The 13,583-nt window shown below is 73.0% G+C and carries 17 protein-coding genes; 12 read left to right on the top strand and 5 right to left on the bottom strand.

Translation table 11 applies throughout. From position 1 onward, the window contains the following. Window positions 1-56 precede the first annotated feature (56 nt). Together E4U92_RS28835 and E4U92_RS28830 are read left to right on the top strand one after the other, a co-directional pair. Complete coding sequence (locus tag E4U92_RS28835) at window positions 57-269, top strand: hypothetical protein (RefSeq protein WP_137303351.1); 213 nt, start codon at window positions 57-59, stop codon at window positions 267-269. A gap of 110 nt (window positions 270-379) precedes the next feature. Beyond that, window positions 380-670, top strand: coding sequence for a hypothetical protein (locus E4U92_RS28830; RefSeq protein ID WP_137303350.1), 291 nt, complete (start codon window positions 380-382; stop codon window positions 668-670). A 12-nt stretch (window positions 671-682) separates the two neighbouring features. Here the strand turns inward: E4U92_RS28830 and E4U92_RS28825 are convergent, their stop codons facing one another. The 3 genes from E4U92_RS28825 to E4U92_RS28815 all read right to left on the bottom strand — a co-directional run bounded on the left by E4U92_RS28825 (window position 683) and on the right by E4U92_RS28815 (window position 3,647). Further along, on the bottom strand, window positions 683-1,333 hold the full coding sequence (locus tag E4U92_RS28825; RefSeq protein ID WP_137303349.1) for a hypothetical protein: 651 nt from the start codon (window positions 1,331-1,333) through the stop codon (window positions 683-685). Window positions 1,334-1,462: 129 nt separating this feature from the next. After that, window positions 1,463-2,164, bottom strand: coding sequence for a GntR family transcriptional regulator (locus E4U92_RS28820; protein ID WP_137303348.1), 702 nt, complete (start codon window positions 2,162-2,164; stop codon window positions 1,463-1,465). A gap of 124 nt (window positions 2,165-2,288) precedes the next feature. Next, window positions 2,289-3,647 carry an aspartate aminotransferase family protein gene (locus tag E4U92_RS28815; protein ID WP_137303347.1) on the bottom strand — a complete coding sequence of 453 codons (1,359 nt, stop codon included), beginning with the start codon at window positions 3,645-3,647 and terminating at the stop codon, window positions 2,289-2,291. Window positions 3,648-3,848: 201 nt separating this feature from the next. Here E4U92_RS28815 and E4U92_RS28810 point away from each other — a divergent pair, with 201 nt between their 5' ends. From E4U92_RS28810 to E4U92_RS28800, 3 genes are all read left to right on the top strand, one after another. Continuing rightward, window positions 3,849-4,454: a DJ-1/PfpI family protein gene (locus tag E4U92_RS28810; RefSeq protein WP_137303346.1), complete on the top strand. Its 606-nt coding sequence runs from the start codon at window positions 3,849-3,851 to the stop codon at window positions 4,452-4,454. Beyond that, the gene (locus E4U92_RS28805; RefSeq protein WP_137303345.1) at window positions 4,451-4,909 is read left to right on the top strand and encodes a MarR family winged helix-turn-helix transcriptional regulator; all 459 of its coding nucleotides are present in this window, start codon (window positions 4,451-4,453) and stop codon (window positions 4,907-4,909) included. Before E4U92_RS28810 ends, E4U92_RS28805 begins: the two co-directional genes overlap by 4 nt. 80 nt (window positions 4,910-4,989) lie before the next feature. Then, window positions 4,990-6,807, top strand: a complete 1,818-nt coding sequence (locus E4U92_RS28800) for a serine/threonine-protein kinase (protein ID WP_137303344.1) — start codon at window positions 4,990-4,992, stop codon at window positions 6,805-6,807. Between the two features lie 15 nt (window positions 6,808-6,822). Here E4U92_RS28800 and E4U92_RS28795 read toward each other — a convergent pair whose 3' ends face one another. After that, window positions 6,823-7,569, bottom strand: coding sequence for an SLATT domain-containing protein (locus tag E4U92_RS28795; protein ID WP_137303343.1), 747 nt, complete (start codon window positions 7,567-7,569; stop codon window positions 6,823-6,825). A 224-nt stretch (window positions 7,570-7,793) separates the two neighbouring features. On the opposite strand from E4U92_RS28795, the gene E4U92_RS28790 reads away from it, so the two are divergent. The 3 genes from E4U92_RS28790 to E4U92_RS28780 all read left to right on the top strand — a co-directional run bounded on the left by E4U92_RS28790 (window position 7,794) and on the right by E4U92_RS28780 (window position 9,508). Continuing rightward, complete coding sequence (locus E4U92_RS28790) at window positions 7,794-8,138, top strand: YbaB/EbfC family nucleoid-associated protein (RefSeq protein ID WP_137303342.1); 345 nt, start codon at window positions 7,794-7,796, stop codon at window positions 8,136-8,138. A gap of 112 nt (window positions 8,139-8,250) precedes the next feature. Next, on the top strand, window positions 8,251-8,850 hold the full coding sequence (recR, locus tag E4U92_RS28785) for a recombination mediator RecR (RefSeq protein WP_067240942.1): 600 nt from the start codon (window positions 8,251-8,253) through the stop codon (window positions 8,848-8,850). Continuing rightward, window positions 8,843-9,508, top strand: coding sequence for a DUF5063 domain-containing protein (locus tag E4U92_RS28780; RefSeq protein WP_137303341.1), 666 nt, complete (start codon window positions 8,843-8,845; stop codon window positions 9,506-9,508). The genes recR and E4U92_RS28780 overlap by 8 nt, the downstream gene beginning before the upstream one ends. Here E4U92_RS28780 and E4U92_RS28775 read toward each other — a convergent pair. After that, window positions 9,456-9,902, bottom strand: coding sequence for a hypothetical protein (locus tag E4U92_RS28775; RefSeq protein ID WP_373311670.1), 447 nt, complete (start codon window positions 9,900-9,902; stop codon window positions 9,456-9,458). The genes E4U92_RS28780 and E4U92_RS28775 overlap by 53 nt on opposite strands. A 102-nt stretch (window positions 9,903-10,004) precedes the next feature. Here E4U92_RS28775 and E4U92_RS28770 point away from each other — a divergent pair, with 102 nt between their 5' ends. From E4U92_RS28770 to E4U92_RS28755, 4 genes are all read left to right on the top strand, one after another. Next, the gene (locus tag E4U92_RS28770; protein ID WP_137303406.1) at window positions 10,005-10,781 is read left to right on the top strand and encodes a helix-turn-helix domain-containing protein; all 777 of its coding nucleotides are present in this window, start codon (window positions 10,005-10,007) and stop codon (window positions 10,779-10,781) included. After that, window positions 10,778-10,966, top strand: a complete 189-nt coding sequence (locus E4U92_RS28765; RefSeq protein WP_137303339.1) for a DUF397 domain-containing protein — start codon at window positions 10,778-10,780, stop codon at window positions 10,964-10,966. Before E4U92_RS28770 ends, E4U92_RS28765 begins: the two co-directional genes overlap by 4 nt. Window positions 10,967-11,143: 177 nt before the next feature. Beyond that, the gene (locus E4U92_RS28760) at window positions 11,144-12,415 is read left to right on the top strand and encodes an aspartate kinase (RefSeq protein WP_067240939.1); all 1,272 of its coding nucleotides are present in this window, start codon (window positions 11,144-11,146) and stop codon (window positions 12,413-12,415) included. Window positions 12,416-12,430: 15 nt separating this feature from the next. Beyond that, window positions 12,431-13,489, top strand: a complete 1,059-nt coding sequence (locus tag E4U92_RS28755; protein ID WP_137303338.1) for an aspartate-semialdehyde dehydrogenase — start codon at window positions 12,431-12,433, stop codon at window positions 13,487-13,489. Window positions 13,490-13,583 lie beyond the last annotated feature (94 nt).

Genomic DNA, 13,583 nt, shown 5'->3' with positions numbered 1-13,583 from the left:
GGCAGCACCGGTTCGTCCCCCGGGCGGCAGCGCGCCGACCGGGGGACAATCGGTTCATGGGCGTCCACCGGAGCGCGTTGTGCCGGGGACCGTACGGCGGTGACGGTGACCGGACCGACGGCACGGACTGCTCCGACCCGGCCGTCTTCGAGGTCGCCCGCCACGACAGGCCCCCGCTGCGGGTGTGCCCGGTGCACCTCGGCCCCTCGTTGCTGCTGGCGAGCGGCGTGCTGTGGCCCCCGGAGATCACCCTGATCGGCCGCCCCTGACCCGCTCACCGCGCCGCGCCCGTTACCCCTTCACCAACCGTGCCAAACGCCCCGTTCGGGCATATTCTGACCCCGTACTCGCGTGCGTCGGCCAGAAGAAGGTGATCACGATGCGCGTGCTGATGAAGGCGACCATGGACACGGAGAAGGCCAACGAGGTCATCCGCAGCGGCAAGATGCCCCAGCTGCTGCAGGAGACCCTCGACATGCTGAAGCCGGAGGCGGCCTACTTCGGCGCCATCGGCGGCAGGCGGACGGCCCTGCTCTTCCTCGACATGCAGGACAGTTCCGAGATGCCGCGCAACGGCGAGCCGTTCTTCTCGCAGCTGAACGCCGAGATCGAGGTGTACCCCATCATGAACGTGGACGACCTGCACCGGGGTCTGTCCCAACTGGGCTGACCCCGCGCCGGGTCAGCTGAAGACGATCATCGAGCCCTGCGCCAGCGACCGGGTGGCCGCCGCGTGCAGCCCGAGCCACACGTGGCGTTCGCGGGCGAAGGGACTGGGGTCGTACGGCGCCGGGACGGCGGGCTCCTCCAACTCGGTGGGAGCGCTGGGGGCCTGGGGGGCCGCCGGGGGGTTGGCCGGATCGATGCCGATGGCCGGGGCGACGTGCTCCAGCTCGCGCAGCAGTGCCTGCGAGGAGCCGAGCGGGCCGCCCCCGGCCAGCAGGTCGTCGTTGGACAGCGGCTGGGCGAAGTCCACCGGGACGTAGGCGCCCGCGTGGTCGTAGTGCCACACCAGGTGGGACTGCTGGGCCGTGGTCTCGAACATCTCCAGCAACTGCTCGTAGTCGCCGCCGAGTTCGTCGACCGGCGTCACCGGCAGCCGGCACACCTGGAGCAGGTAGGCGCGGCGCAGGAAGTGCAGGGCGTCGTAGTCGAAGCCGGCCACCGGGGCGACCTCGCCGGACAGGCCCGGCATGTACTGGTACACCGGGACCGGTGGGAGGCCGTTCTCGGCGAGCGCCTTGTTGTACTGCGCGAGTTCCTCGGCGAACGGGTTGTCGGGGGTGTGGCACAACACGTCGACGAGCGGTACCAGCCACAGGTCACAGGCCAACGAGGGCTCCTCATTCGGTGCGTACGGTGCGCAGTACGGTCAGGGAAGCGTAGTCGGTGCCGCCCGGCGGCGGGCACGGTCGTACGGGTCCCCTTCCCCCACGGGATACCCACCCGGGGGCCGCCCGTCTCATCCCTCGGCCAGGCGCTCGACCAGCTCGGCGGAGTGCGCGTGGTACGCGGTGAGGATCGAGCGGGCCGCGGGGATGTCCTTGGCCAGCAGGGCGTCGACCAGTTCGGTGTGCCCGGCCCACAGGTGGCCGCGCAGGTCGGTGAGGCGGCGCAGGTGCTGCACGGTGCACACCCAGGACTGCACGCGCAGCCGGTGCAGGAAGTCGGCCAGGTAGGGGTTGCCGAACAGGGCGCTCAACTCGCGCCAGAAGCGCAGGTCGTAGCCGATGAGGACGGTGAGGTCGCCGGCGGCCGCGGCGCGCTGGGCCTCCTCGCCGCGGCGCCGTACGCCCGCGACGGCGGCGGCGGTGCGCGGGTCGTCGAGGTCCTGCAGGCCCGGGTGGCCGTCCTCCAGGGCGAGGAACATGCCGTCGGTGATCAGGCTGCGCGCCTCGACCATGCCCCGGTGGTCGGCCACCGAGTAGGCGTGCACCCGGAAGCCCCGGTGCTGGTCGGCCTCCAGCAGTCCCTGCGCGGACAGGTCCACCAGGGCCTCGCGGACCGGGGTCGCGGAGACGCCGTACTGGTCGGCGATCTCCTTCACGGTGAACGCCTGGCCCGGCCGCAGGCGCCCCGCCAGCACCTCGTCGCGGAGCGCGTCCGCGATCTGCTGCCGCAGGGTGCTGCGCGTCACGGCGCCGGTGCCGCTGGTGCCGGGCATGGGCGGGACGTCTCCCTCGTGGTCGCGACCGGTCGCACGCGTGCGGCGTGCTCGTCTGTGTCCTACGAGCACGCCACCTTACGCGTTCGAATCGGGAGGAGCCCGGCCCGTTCGGGGCGTACCGCTACGACACGGTGTACTCGTCGGCCACCGACAGCGCCGCGTCCAGCGCCGCCAGGCCCTCCTTGAGTTCGGCCTCGCTCGCGTTGCAGGGCGGGACCACGTGGGTGCGGTTCATGTTCACGAACGGCCACAGGCCGTGCTGCTTGGCCGCGGCGGCGAAGGCGGCCATCGGCGCGTTGGCCTCGCCGGTCGCGTTGTACGGCACGAGCGGCTCGCGGGTCTCGCGGTCGCGGACCAGTTCGAGGGCCCAGAACATGCCGACGCCGCGCACCTCGCCGACGCTCGGGTGCCGCTCGGCCAGCGCCCGCAGGCCCGGCTCCACGACCGACGCGCCGAGCCGGGCGGCGTTCTCGACGACGCCCTCCTCGGCCATGGCGTCGATCGTCGCGACGGCGGCCGCGCAGGCCAGCGGGTGCCCGGAGTACGTCAGGCCGCCGGGGTAGGGCCGCTTGCCGAAGGTCTCCGCGATCTCCCCGGAGATCGCCACGCCGCCGAGCGGGACGTACCCGGAGTTGACGCCCTTGGCGAAGGTCATCAGGTCGGGCACGACGTCGAACAGGTCGGCCGCGAACCAGGTGCCGGTGCGGCCGAAGCCGGCCATGACCTCGTCCAGCACGAGGACGATGCCGTACCGGTCGCACAGCGCGCGCACCCCGGCCAGGTACTCGGCCGGCGGGACCATGATGCCCGCGGTGCCCGGGATGGTCTCCAGCAGGATCGCCGCGACGGTGCCGGGCCCCTCGAAGGCGATCGTGGTCTCCAGGTGCTCCAGCGCCCGGGCGCACTCCTGCTCCTCGGTCTCGGCGTAGAAGCGGGAGCGGTACAGGAACGGCGCCCAGAAGTGCACGACGCCGTTGGTGCCGCTGTCGTTGGCCCAGCGGCGCGGGTCGCCGGTGAGGTTCACGGCCTGCTGGGTGCCCCCGTGGTACGAGCGGTAGGCCGACAGGACCTTGGGGCGGCCGGTGTGCAGCCGGGCCATGCGCACCGCGTGCTCGACGGCGTCGGCGCCGCCGTTGGTGAAGAAGATCTTGTCGAGGTCGCCGGGGGTGCGCTCGGCGATCAACCGGGCGGCCTCGGAGCGGGCCTCGACGGCGAACGCGGGCGCGAAGGTGGTCAGGCGGGCGGCCTGCTCCTGGATCGCGGCGACGACCTTGGGGTGCTGGTAGCCGACGTTCGTGTAGACGAGCCCGCTGGTGAAGTCGAGGTAGCGGTTGCCGTCGTAGTCCCAGAAGTACGACCCCTCGGCGCCGGCCACGGCGAGCGGGTCGATGAGTTCCTGCGCGGACCAGGAGTGGAAGACGTGCGCGCGGTCGGCGGCCTTCACGGCGGCGCCGGCCCGGGGGTCGGTCTGAGGGGTCATGCCCGCGAGCGTAAGTGTCCCCGATGCGGAAGCGGTATCGGCGTCCTGTCTGCGGACCCGGGGTTTCCGCGACAGGTTGTCGGGCGTGGGGAGCGTACGGGAGCGACCGGGGTCGCCGGTCGCCGGTACCACTTTGACAGCACGCTGTCTAAGTGACAGCATTCTGTCATGCAGGTTCGTCGCGAGGTCCGAGGAGGACTCATGAACCGCAAGCCCGTGTACCTCGCCGTGTACGACACCCTCGCCGACTGGGAGACCGGGCACGCGACCGCCCACCTCGCCCGCGCCGGCTTCCCCGTCCGCACCGTCGGCCCCACCACCGACGAGGTCCGCTCCCTCGGCGGGCTGCGCGTGCGGCCCGACCTGGCGCTGGCCGACCTGCGCCCCGAGGACGCGGCGCTGCTGATCCTGCCCGGCGCCGACCTGTGGGACGCGGGCGACGACCTCGCCCCCTTCGCCCGCGCCGCCCGCGCCTTCCTGGACGCCGGCGTCCCCGTCGCCGCGATCTGCGGCGCCACCCTCGGCCTCGCCCGCGAGGGACTGCTCGACGACCGCGACCACACCAGCGCGGTCTCCTTCTACCTCGCCGCCTCCGGCTACGCGGGCGGCGGGCGGTACGTGGAGGCCGACGCCGTCACCGACCGCGGCCTGGTCACCGCGGGCCCGACCGAGCCCGTCGCCTTCGCCCGCGAGGTGCTGGCGCTGCTCGGCGTGTACGAGGGCGAGGTGCTGGACGCCTGGTACCGGCTGTTCCACGACTCCGACGCCGGCGCCTACGCGGTGCTCCAGCAGGCGGCCGCAGAGTGAGCCGGGAGCGCCAGGAGCTGCTCAGCCGCGGTGCGCTCGGGGTGTTCCGGCTCAACGGCCAGTTCCTCGCGGTCGCCGAGGAACTGGCCCGGCCCGCCGGGCTGACCGCCGCCTGGTGGCAGGTGCTGGGCGCGGTGCTGCCCGCGCCGCTGCCGGTCGCCGGGATCGCCCGGGCCATGGGCATCACCCGGCAGAGCGTGCAGCGCATCGCCGACCTGCTCGTGGAGCGCGGCCTCGCCGAGTACCGGCCCAACCCGGCGCACCGCCGCGCCAAGCTCCTCGCGCCCACCACGGCCGGGCGCGAGGCCGTCGCCCGCATCGGCCCGGGACACGCGGCCTTCGCCGACCGGCTGGCCGAGGCGCACGGGGAGGCGGAGCTGGCCGCGGCCGTCGCCGCGCTGGAACGGCTGGCGAAGGTCCTGGACGCGCTCGGGCCACCCGTTACGGAACCGTAGACACCGTGCCGCACGACTCCCCGGACGGCGGGATTATCCTCGCCCCGATCACACGTGTGTGGGGGGAAGGTGAGGCGGCCATGGAGAAGCTGGGACCGGGGGATCCGCAGCGCATCGGTGGCTACCGGCTGCTCGGGCGGCTGGGCGCCGGCGGCATGGGCCAGGTCTACCTCGCCCGCTCGGACCGCGGGCGGACGGTCGCCGTGAAGCTGGTGCGGGCGGACCTGGCGGCCCGCGAGGAGTTCCGAGCGCGCTTCCGGCAGGAGGTGCGCAACGCCCAGCGGGTCGGCGGCTACTGGACCGCGCCCGTGCTCGACGCCGACACCGAGGCGCCGGTGCCCTGGGTCGCCACCGGCTACGTCGCCGGGCCCAGCCTGGAGCAGGTCGTGGGCCGCGACCACGGGCCGCTGCCCGAGCGGTCGGTGCGCATCCTCGCCGCCGGGCTCGCCCACGCGCTCACCAACATCCACGCGGCCGGCATCGTCCACCGCGACCTCAAGCCGTCCAACGTGATGGTCACCATCGAGGGGCCCCGGGTCATCGACTTCGGCGTGGCCCGGGCGCTGGAGACGTCCGGCGCGCCCGGCACCGACGGCCTCACCCGGACCGGCGCGGTGATCGGCTCGCCCGGCTTCATGGCGCCCGAGCAGGTGCGCGGCGAGCGGATCACGCCCGCCTCGGACGTCTTCTGCCTCGGTTCGGTCCTCGCCTACGCGGCCACCGGCACGCCGCCCTTCGGCTCCGCCGACAGCGGGGCGCACGCCCTGATGTACCGGATCGCCGAGGGCGAACCCGACCTGACGGGCCTGCCCGAGGGCCTCGCCGACCTGGTCCGGGCCTGTCTGCGCAAGGACCCGGCCGCCCGGCCGACGCTGGAGTGGATCCTGGAGCGCACCGGCGCCGAGGACACCGTCTTCGAGGGCCGCTCCCGCGACCCGTGGCTGCCGGGCGCGCTGGTGGCGCAGCTCGGGCGGCACGCCGTACGGCTGCTCGACACGGAGGACCCGGAGGGGGCGGTGCCCGAGCACGGCTCGCCCGGCCGGCCCGCCCCGGCACCGGGCCCCGTCGGCGTGCCCGCGCAGCCTGTCCCGCCGCCCGCGCCGCCCGCGTACGGGCACGCCCAGCCGCATCCGCAGCCGGCCTACGGCCACCCGCAGCAGGGCGCCTGGACCGGGCAGCCCGTGCCGGACAACCCGTACGCCTCCGTGACCGCGCCGCAGCCGCCGTACACCGGCCACGGCGGGCAGCCGCTCACCCAGCCGTACGGGCCGTACGACCCGCCCGGACCCGTCGGTCCGGGCGGCCCGTACGGTCCCGGCGACGACGAGCCCGAGGAGCAGCGGCGCGGGGGGCGGACCGCGCTGCTCGTCGTGATCGCGCTGGTGGTGGCGCTGGCCGCCGGGGGATCGGTGTACGCGTTCCTCGGGGGCGGGGACGACGGCGGGGGCGGGCAGGCGCACGGCACGACACCGAGCCCGACGCTCACCACGTCGTCGGACGGTCCGGCGCCCTCCGAGTCGGCGTCCGGGTCGCCGTCGCCCTCGGCGAGCACGGACGGGGCGGTCCCGGACGGGTACCTCGGCACGTGGACCACGACGATCGACACCGCGGGCGGGACCAACACGCGGCGCCTCACCCTCGTCCAGGGGGACGTGGGCGACGCGGTGCTCACGCTGGTCGCGGAGGGCGCGGACTACCACTGCGAGTTCACCGCGGCCCTGACGGCGCGGCCCTCCGGGAACGGCCCGCTGGAGATCGGTCCCTCGAAGGTCACCACGGGGGAGCCGCGGACGTCGTGCACCCCGGGGGCGCCGACGGAGGTCACGCTGCTGTCGGACGGGCGGCTGCAGCGGGTGAACACGAGCACGGGGGAGAAGCTGACGTACGCCAAGGGGTGACGGGGACCCCGGGGCTCACCTGGGTTCCGGCGGGCGCTGCCTCGGCATGTTGGGGCGGCTGCCGTTCGGGTGGGCGGCGAAGCGGGCCCGGTCGGGCAGGTCGGCGCTCCGGCCGCCCGCGGTCAGGGCCGACTGGATGCCGAGGGGGGCCGGGCCCGTGCGGAACTGGACCATCCAGTCCGCGGTCTCGGTGCGGACCAGCTCCGTGACGTCCTCCGAGAAGCGTCGCAGCACCCCCAGGCACCGCTCCGCCGCCTCCGCCGCCGTGCCCTCGGCCGGCCCGAGGACCTCGCGCACGCTCTCCGCCGCCCAGTCGAACTGGAGCACCTGGAGCCGCCGCTGCACCGCCTGGGCCGTCGCCACGTCCCGCATCCAGCCGGACGTCACCCCGAAGAACCGGTCCGCGCCCACGCACGACACCGCCACGAGCAGCGCCAGGTACCCCCACCGCGCCGCGCCGTCCAGCACCCCGGTCAGGTCCAGTAACGGCAGCGCCGCGCCGGTCACCGCCCCCGCCGCGGTCCCGGCGCGCAGCGCCCGCGCCCCGCGCCGCTTCCCCGTCCGGTCCGCGAGGTACCAGGTCACCGTCTCCAGCGCGCCGCGCTCCACCCACCGGTACAGCTCGTCGAGGCGGGCGGCCGGTTCGCCCCAGTCGCCGAGCGGGAACGCCCGCCCGGACAGGTCGCCCGGCCGCAGTCCGGCCGCGCCGTCGCCCCGCCCCTGCTGAGGGGGACCCTCGGGCTGCATCTCCGGCTGACCCACCCGGCACTCCCTCACGACTCTGCCCTGACCCTGCGCCGGACCCTTCCTACCGCTCCCCGGACGGTCCGGGGATCGCTTCCGTACCTTTTCCGCCCGGAAGAGGCCCTGGATCAGGTGGAGACCCGCCGATCGGCTCACTCGAAAGAGTGGCGGGGCGAGCGTCACCCGGACCACGTAGGCTCGTGCCGAGCGGGAAACAACCCGTACGGACGCTAGGAGTGATCGTGATTCCCGGTGGTGGCCAGCCCAACATGCAGCAGCTGCTCCAGCAGGCCCAGAAGATGCAGCAGGACCTCCAGCAGGCCCAGGAGGAGCTGGCGCGCACGGAGGTCGACGGACAGGCGGGCGGCGGCCTGGTGAAGGCCACCGTGACCGGCGCGGGCGAGCTGCGCGCCCTGAAGATCGACCCGAAGGCGGTGGACCCGGAGGACACCGAGACCCTCGCCGACCTGGTCGTCGCGGCCGTCCAGGCGGCCAACGAGAACGCGCAGGCCCTCCAGCAGCAGAAGCTCGGCCCGCTGGCCCAGGGCCTGGGCGGCGGCAGCGGCATCCCGGGCCTGCCCTTCTGACCCGGGTCGTTCCCCTGTTCGCCCCCCGCGCGACACCGCCGCCGCCTTCCTAGGAGGGGCGGCGGCCAACTACCGTACGTACTGCAGGAACCCCGAGGAAGAAGGCAGTCCGTTGTACGAAGGCGTGGTCCAGGACCTCATCGACGAGCTGGGGCGGCTGCCCGGCGTCGGTCCCAAGAGCGCGCAGCGGATCGCCTTCCACATCCTCCAGGCCGAGCCGACCGACGTGCGGCGGCTCGCGCAGGCCCTGATGGAGGTCAAGGCGAAGGTCCGCTTCTGCGCGACCTGCGGCAACGTCGCGCAGGAGGAGCTGTGCGGCATCTGCCGCGACCCCCGCCGCGACGCGTCGGTGATCTGCGTGGTCGAGGAGCCGAAGGACGTCGTCGCCATCGAGCGCACGCGCGAGTTCCGCGGCCGGTACCACGTCCTCGGCGGCGCGATCAGTCCCATCGAGGGCGTCGGCCCGGACGACCTGCGCATCAGGGAACTCCTCGCCCGGCTGGCCGACGGCACGGTCACCGAGCTGATCCTCGCCACCGACCCCAACCTCGAGGGCGAGGCGACGGCCACGTACCTCGCCCGCATGATCAAGCCCATGGGCCTGAAGGTCACCCGCCTGGCCAGCGGCCTCCCGGTGGGCGGCGACCTGGAATACGCGGACGAGGTGACCCTCGGCCGCGCCTTCGAGGGGAGACGACTCCTAGATGTCTGACGCCACGCTGCACGCGACCGACCACAACCCGGACGACTTCGCGGTCCAGATCGCGGACCAGGTCGAGAGCTTCCTGGTGGCCGTCACGGAGGTGGCCCGGGGCGACGAGCCCGGCTCGGCCGTCCCGTTCCTCCTGCTGGAGGTCTCCCAGCTCCTCCTGGCCGGCGGCCGGCTCGGCGCGCACGAGGACTTCGTCCCCGACGAGCGCTACGAGCCCGACGCCGGCCCGGACACCGACATGGACGAGCTGCGCGAGAACCTCGGGCGGCTGCTGGAGCCGGTCGACGTCTACTCCGAGGTCTTCGACCCCTACGAGCCCCGCAAGGCGCCCGTGCCGGCCCGCCTGTCCGACGACCTCGCCGACGTGATCAGCGACCTGCGCCACGGCATGGCCCACTACCGGGCCGGCCGCGTCACCGAGGCGCTGTGGTGGTGGCAGTTCTCCTACTTCTCCAACTGGGGCCCCACGGCGTCCGCCGTGCTGCGCGCCCTGCAGTCGGTCCTCATCCACGTCCGCCTCAACCAGCCCCTGGAGGAGCTGGACGGCCTCGACACCGACCAGTCCGACCTCGGCGACGACACCCTGGAGTTCGAGGCGGGCCGGGTCATGGTGCAGGAGATCGCGGGGCCGCTGGGCCTGCGCCCGGCGAAGAAGTGACCGCCAGCAGCGCCCCGGCCGCGACGAACGGTGCCGTGCGCGTGGGCTCGCTGTACCAGCGCAGCGGCCAGGTGTTGCCCTCCAGGGCCGGTACGCCGACGTAGGTGACGCTCCGGTGCGGGCGCCAGCCGTACCGCTGGACGCCCAGCGGCCAGTCGTGCCGGTGCACCGTCCCGGGCGGCAGCAGGAAGTACACCCACCGGGTGTCCGCGCCGCCCGCGCACACGATCGGCCCGGCGTCGTCCTCGGTCCGCTCGATCAGCTCGTCCGCGACGGCCTCACCCCACCGGCCGGCGATCCGCACGGCGTCGAAGTGCACGCCGGCGAGGCGCAGCCGGTGTCCGCGCACCGGCACCCAGGAGGGCCGGTGCCGGTGCTGCATTGTGTTCATCATGGTCACACGCTGGCGTCCGGGTGGCTACGCTCGGTAGTGACCCAGGTGTGACACAGCGCGGTGTACCGGCCGGAGGTGCGTGCAGTGACCCAGTCGCCCCCCATGTGGCGCTTCAGCGGCAACCAGTTGAAGCGCTGGCGCACGAAGGCGAACGTCTCCCGCGAGGAGCTGGCGGCCGCGTCGAACTACTCCCCGGACACGATCAAGGCCATGGAGCAAGGGGTCCGCATGCCGACCCCCCGAGTCCTGGACGTGGCCGATGAGTTGTGCGGCGCGGAGGGGATGCTGAGCGCGGCGAAGGACTACTTGAGCAGGGAGAAGTTCCCGCCCCGGGCGCAGGAGTTCATGGAGCGGGAGAGGGAGGCGGTGAGTCACTGGTCGTACGAAGCCACCCTCATCCCGGGCCTGTTGCAGACCAAGGCGTACGCGCGGACCCTGATGGAGAACCGCTACCCGCCCCTGGACGACGACACGGTCGAGGAGCGCGTCGCGACCCGCATGGAGCGGCAGGCCATCCTCACCGAGAGGAAGCCACCCGTGCACCTGAGCTTCGTGCTGTACGAGGCGGCCTTGTGCAACCCGCTCGTGGACGCCGAGCAGTTGGGCCGACTGCTGGAAGTGGGGACCCTGCGCAACGTCGAGGTGCAGGTGCTGCCGTTCGAGCGGGTCGTCCCCTCCGCCCTCGCGGGCGCCATGGTGCTTCTGGAGACGCGCGACCACGAGCGGCTCGCCTTCGCGGAAGGTCCGTTCGCCAGCGAACTGTCGGCCGATCCGGGGGTTGTCAGCCGGGTGATCGGGCGGCTTAGCATGATCCGCACCCAGGCCCTCAGCACGGCTGAGTCGGCCCATTTCATCAAGGGGATGGTGGATCGGCCATGAGCGACCCGTTGACGTGGGGCAAGTCGAGCTACAGCGACGACGAGGGCGGCAACTGCGTAGAAGTCGCCGCCACCCCCGCCACCGTCCACATCCGCGACTCCAAGACCCCCCAAGCCCCCCACCTCACCCTCCCCACCCCCGCCTGGACCGCCTTCGTCACCGCCCTGCGGACCGGCGACGCGTGAGCCGGGGCACATTCCGCTTGTCCCTCGGACCGCCTGGGAAGGAGCCCCCGCGGCGGGTGTCCGGGGCATCTCACGATGCGATACCCCAGGGGCGGGATTCGGGCGCTCGTTAGACTGAGCCGACCCGCAGTACAAGGGCGTACGTGCGGAAACAGACAAACTGAGCGAGGAGCGCACGTGGGCCTTGTCGTGCAGAAGTACGGAGGCTCCTCCGTAGCCGATGCCGAGGGCATCAAGCGCGTCGCCAAGCGGATCGTGGAAGCCAAGAAGAACGGCCACCAGGTGGTCGCCGTGGTTTCCGCGATGGGCGACACGACGGACGAGCTGATCGATCTCGCCGAGCAGGTATCCCCCATCCCTGCCGGGCGCGAGCTCGACATGCTGCTGACCGCCGGAGAGCGGATCTCCATGGCCCTGCTGGCCATGGCGATCAAGAACCTGGGGCACAACGCCCAGTCGTTCACCGGCAGCCAGGCAGGTGTCATCACCGACTCGGTCCACAACAAAGCCCGGATCATCGACGTCACGCCGGGCCGCATCCGCGACTCGCTCGACGTGGGCAACATCGCCATCGTCGCGGGGTTCCAGGGCGTCAGCCAGGACACCAAGGACATCACCACGCTGGGCCGCGGCGGCTCCGACACCACCGCGGTCGCGCTGGCCGCCGCGCTCGACGCCGAGGTGTGCGAGATCTACACCGACGTCGACGGCGTGTTCACCGCCGACCCGCGGGTGGTGAAGAAGGCGAAGAAGATCGACTGGATCTCCTTCGAGGACATGCTGGAGCTCGCGGCCTCCGGCTCCAAGGTGCTGCTCCACCGCTGTGTGGAGTACGCCCGCCGTTACAACATCCCGATCCACGTCCGGTCCAGCTTCAGCGGACTGCAGGGCACGTGGGTCAGCAGTGAGCCGATTGGGGACCAGCAGGTGGAGCAGGCCATCATCTCCGGTGTCGCGCACGACACCTCCGAGGCCAAGATCACGGTCGTCGGCGTGCCCGACAAGCCCGGCGAGGCGGCGTCCATCTTCCGCACGATCGCCGACGCCGAGGTCAACATCGACATGGTCGTGCAGAACGTGTCCGCCGCGGCCACCGGCCTGACGGACATCTCCTTCACGCTGCCGAAGACCGAGGGCCGCAAGGCCATCGACGCGCTGGAGAAGAACAAGTCCGGCATCGGCTTCGACTCCCTGCGCTACGACGACCAGATCGGCAAGATCTCCCTGGTCGGCGCGGGCATGAAGACCAACCCGGGCGTCACGGCCGACTTCTTCACGGCCCTGTCGGAGGCGGGGGTGAACATCGAGCTGATCTCGACCTCCGAGATCCGCATCTCGGTCGTCACGCGCGCCGACGACGTGCCGGAGGCCGTCCGCGCCGTGCACACCGCCTTCGGGCTCGACTCCGACAGCGACGAGGCCGTCGTCTACGGGGGCACCGGGCGCTGACGCCCGGGACCGCAGATGCCCGCATCGCAACGTCCGACGCTGGCGGTCGTGGGGGCGACCGGCGCCGTCGGGACCGTGCTGCTCCAGATCCTGTCCCACCGGGCGGACATCTGGGGTGAGATCCGTCTCGTCGCCTCGCCGCGCTCGGCCGGCCGCAAGCTGGCCGTGCGCGGCGAGGAGGTCGAGGTGGCCGCGCTGAGCGAGGACGCCCTCGACGGCGTCGACCTGGCGCTGTTCGCCGTGCCCGAGGAGGTCGCGGCCCGGTGGGCGCCGGTCGCCGTCGCGCGCGGCGCCGTCGTGGTCGACACCTCCGCCGCGTTCCGCGCGGACCCCGAGGTGCCGCTCGTCGTGCCCGAGGTCAACCCGCACGCCGTACGGATGCGGCCGCGCGGCATCCTCGCCGGCCCGGACGGCACGACCCTGACCATGATCGTGACCCTCGGCGCCCTGCACGCCGAGTTCGGGCTGCGCGAGCTGGTCGTCTCCTCGTACCAGGCGGTCAGCGGCGCCGGACGCGACGGCGTCGGCACCCTGCGCCGGCAGCTCTCCCTGGTCGCCGGCACGCACCTGGGCACCAGCCCCGGTGACGTACGGCGGGCCGTGGGGGACGGCACCGGGCCGTTCCCGGAGCCGGTCGCGCTGAACGTCGTGCCGTGGGCGGGGTCGCTGCGCGCGGACGGCTGGTCCTCGGACGAGATGGCGGTGCGCGACGGGACCCGCAAGGTCCTCGGACTGCCCGCCCTGCCGGTGGCCGTGACGTGCGTGCGCGTGCCGGTGGTCACCGTGCACTCCCTCACCGTCCACGCCCGCTTCCAGGACGAGGTCACCGTCGGCCGGGCCCGCGAGATCATCGCCACCGCGCCCGGCGTGGTGCTGTGCGACGACCCCGAGGCCGGCGAGTTCCCCACCCCCGCCGACGTCGTCGGCACCGACCCCACCTGGGTGGGCCGGGTGCGCCGCGCCCTCGACGACCCGACCGCCCTGGAGCTCTTCGCCTGCGGCGACAACCTGCGCAAGGGCGCCGCCCTCAACGCCGCGCAGATCGCGGAACTGGTCGTGGCTGAGCGTCAGTGAACGCCAGACCGGCGGGGGTTGCCGTAAGTAACCCCTGGCCAGGGCCGAAAACGTTTGTAGGATTTGCTCACTGGTTGTTTCCTCCCCGCTCTCC

Source organism: Streptomyces galbus, from assembly GCF_005280195.1.
Taxonomy (GTDB): domain Bacteria; phylum Actinomycetota; class Actinomycetes; order Streptomycetales; family Streptomycetaceae; genus Streptomyces; species Streptomyces galbus.
Note: the sequence above shows the minus strand (reverse complement) of the source record. Positions and strands in the feature narration are given on the sequence as shown.

Coding starts and splice junctions, on each gene's coding strand:
- E4U92_RS28835 (WP_137303351.1), top strand. CDS start 57: ATGGGCGTCCACCGGAGCGCGTTGTGCCGGGGACCGTACGGCGGTGAC.
- E4U92_RS28830 (WP_137303350.1), top strand. CDS start 380: ATGCGCGTGCTGATGAAGGCGACCATGGACACGGAGAAGGCCAACGAG.
- E4U92_RS28820 (WP_137303348.1), bottom strand. CDS start 2,164: ATGCCCGGCACCAGCGGCACCGGCGCCGTGACGCGCAGCACCCTGCGG.
- E4U92_RS28815 (WP_137303347.1), bottom strand. CDS start 3,647: ATGACCCCTCAGACCGACCCCCGGGCCGGCGCCGCCGTGAAGGCCGCC.
- E4U92_RS28810 (WP_137303346.1), top strand. CDS start 3,849: ATGAACCGCAAGCCCGTGTACCTCGCCGTGTACGACACCCTCGCCGAC.
- E4U92_RS28800 (WP_137303344.1), top strand. CDS start 4,990: ATGGAGAAGCTGGGACCGGGGGATCCGCAGCGCATCGGTGGCTACCGG.
- E4U92_RS28780 (WP_137303341.1), top strand. CDS start 8,843: ATGTCTGACGCCACGCTGCACGCGACCGACCACAACCCGGACGACTTC.
- E4U92_RS28775 (WP_373311670.1), bottom strand. CDS start 9,902: ATGATGAACACAATGCAGCACCGGCACCGGCCCTCCTGGGTGCCGGTG.
- E4U92_RS28770 (WP_137303406.1), top strand. CDS start 10,005: ATGTGGCGCTTCAGCGGCAACCAGTTGAAGCGCTGGCGCACGAAGGCG.
- E4U92_RS28765 (WP_137303339.1), top strand. CDS start 10,778: ATGAGCGACCCGTTGACGTGGGGCAAGTCGAGCTACAGCGACGACGAG.
- E4U92_RS28755 (WP_137303338.1), top strand. CDS start 12,431: ATGCCCGCATCGCAACGTCCGACGCTGGCGGTCGTGGGGGCGACCGGC.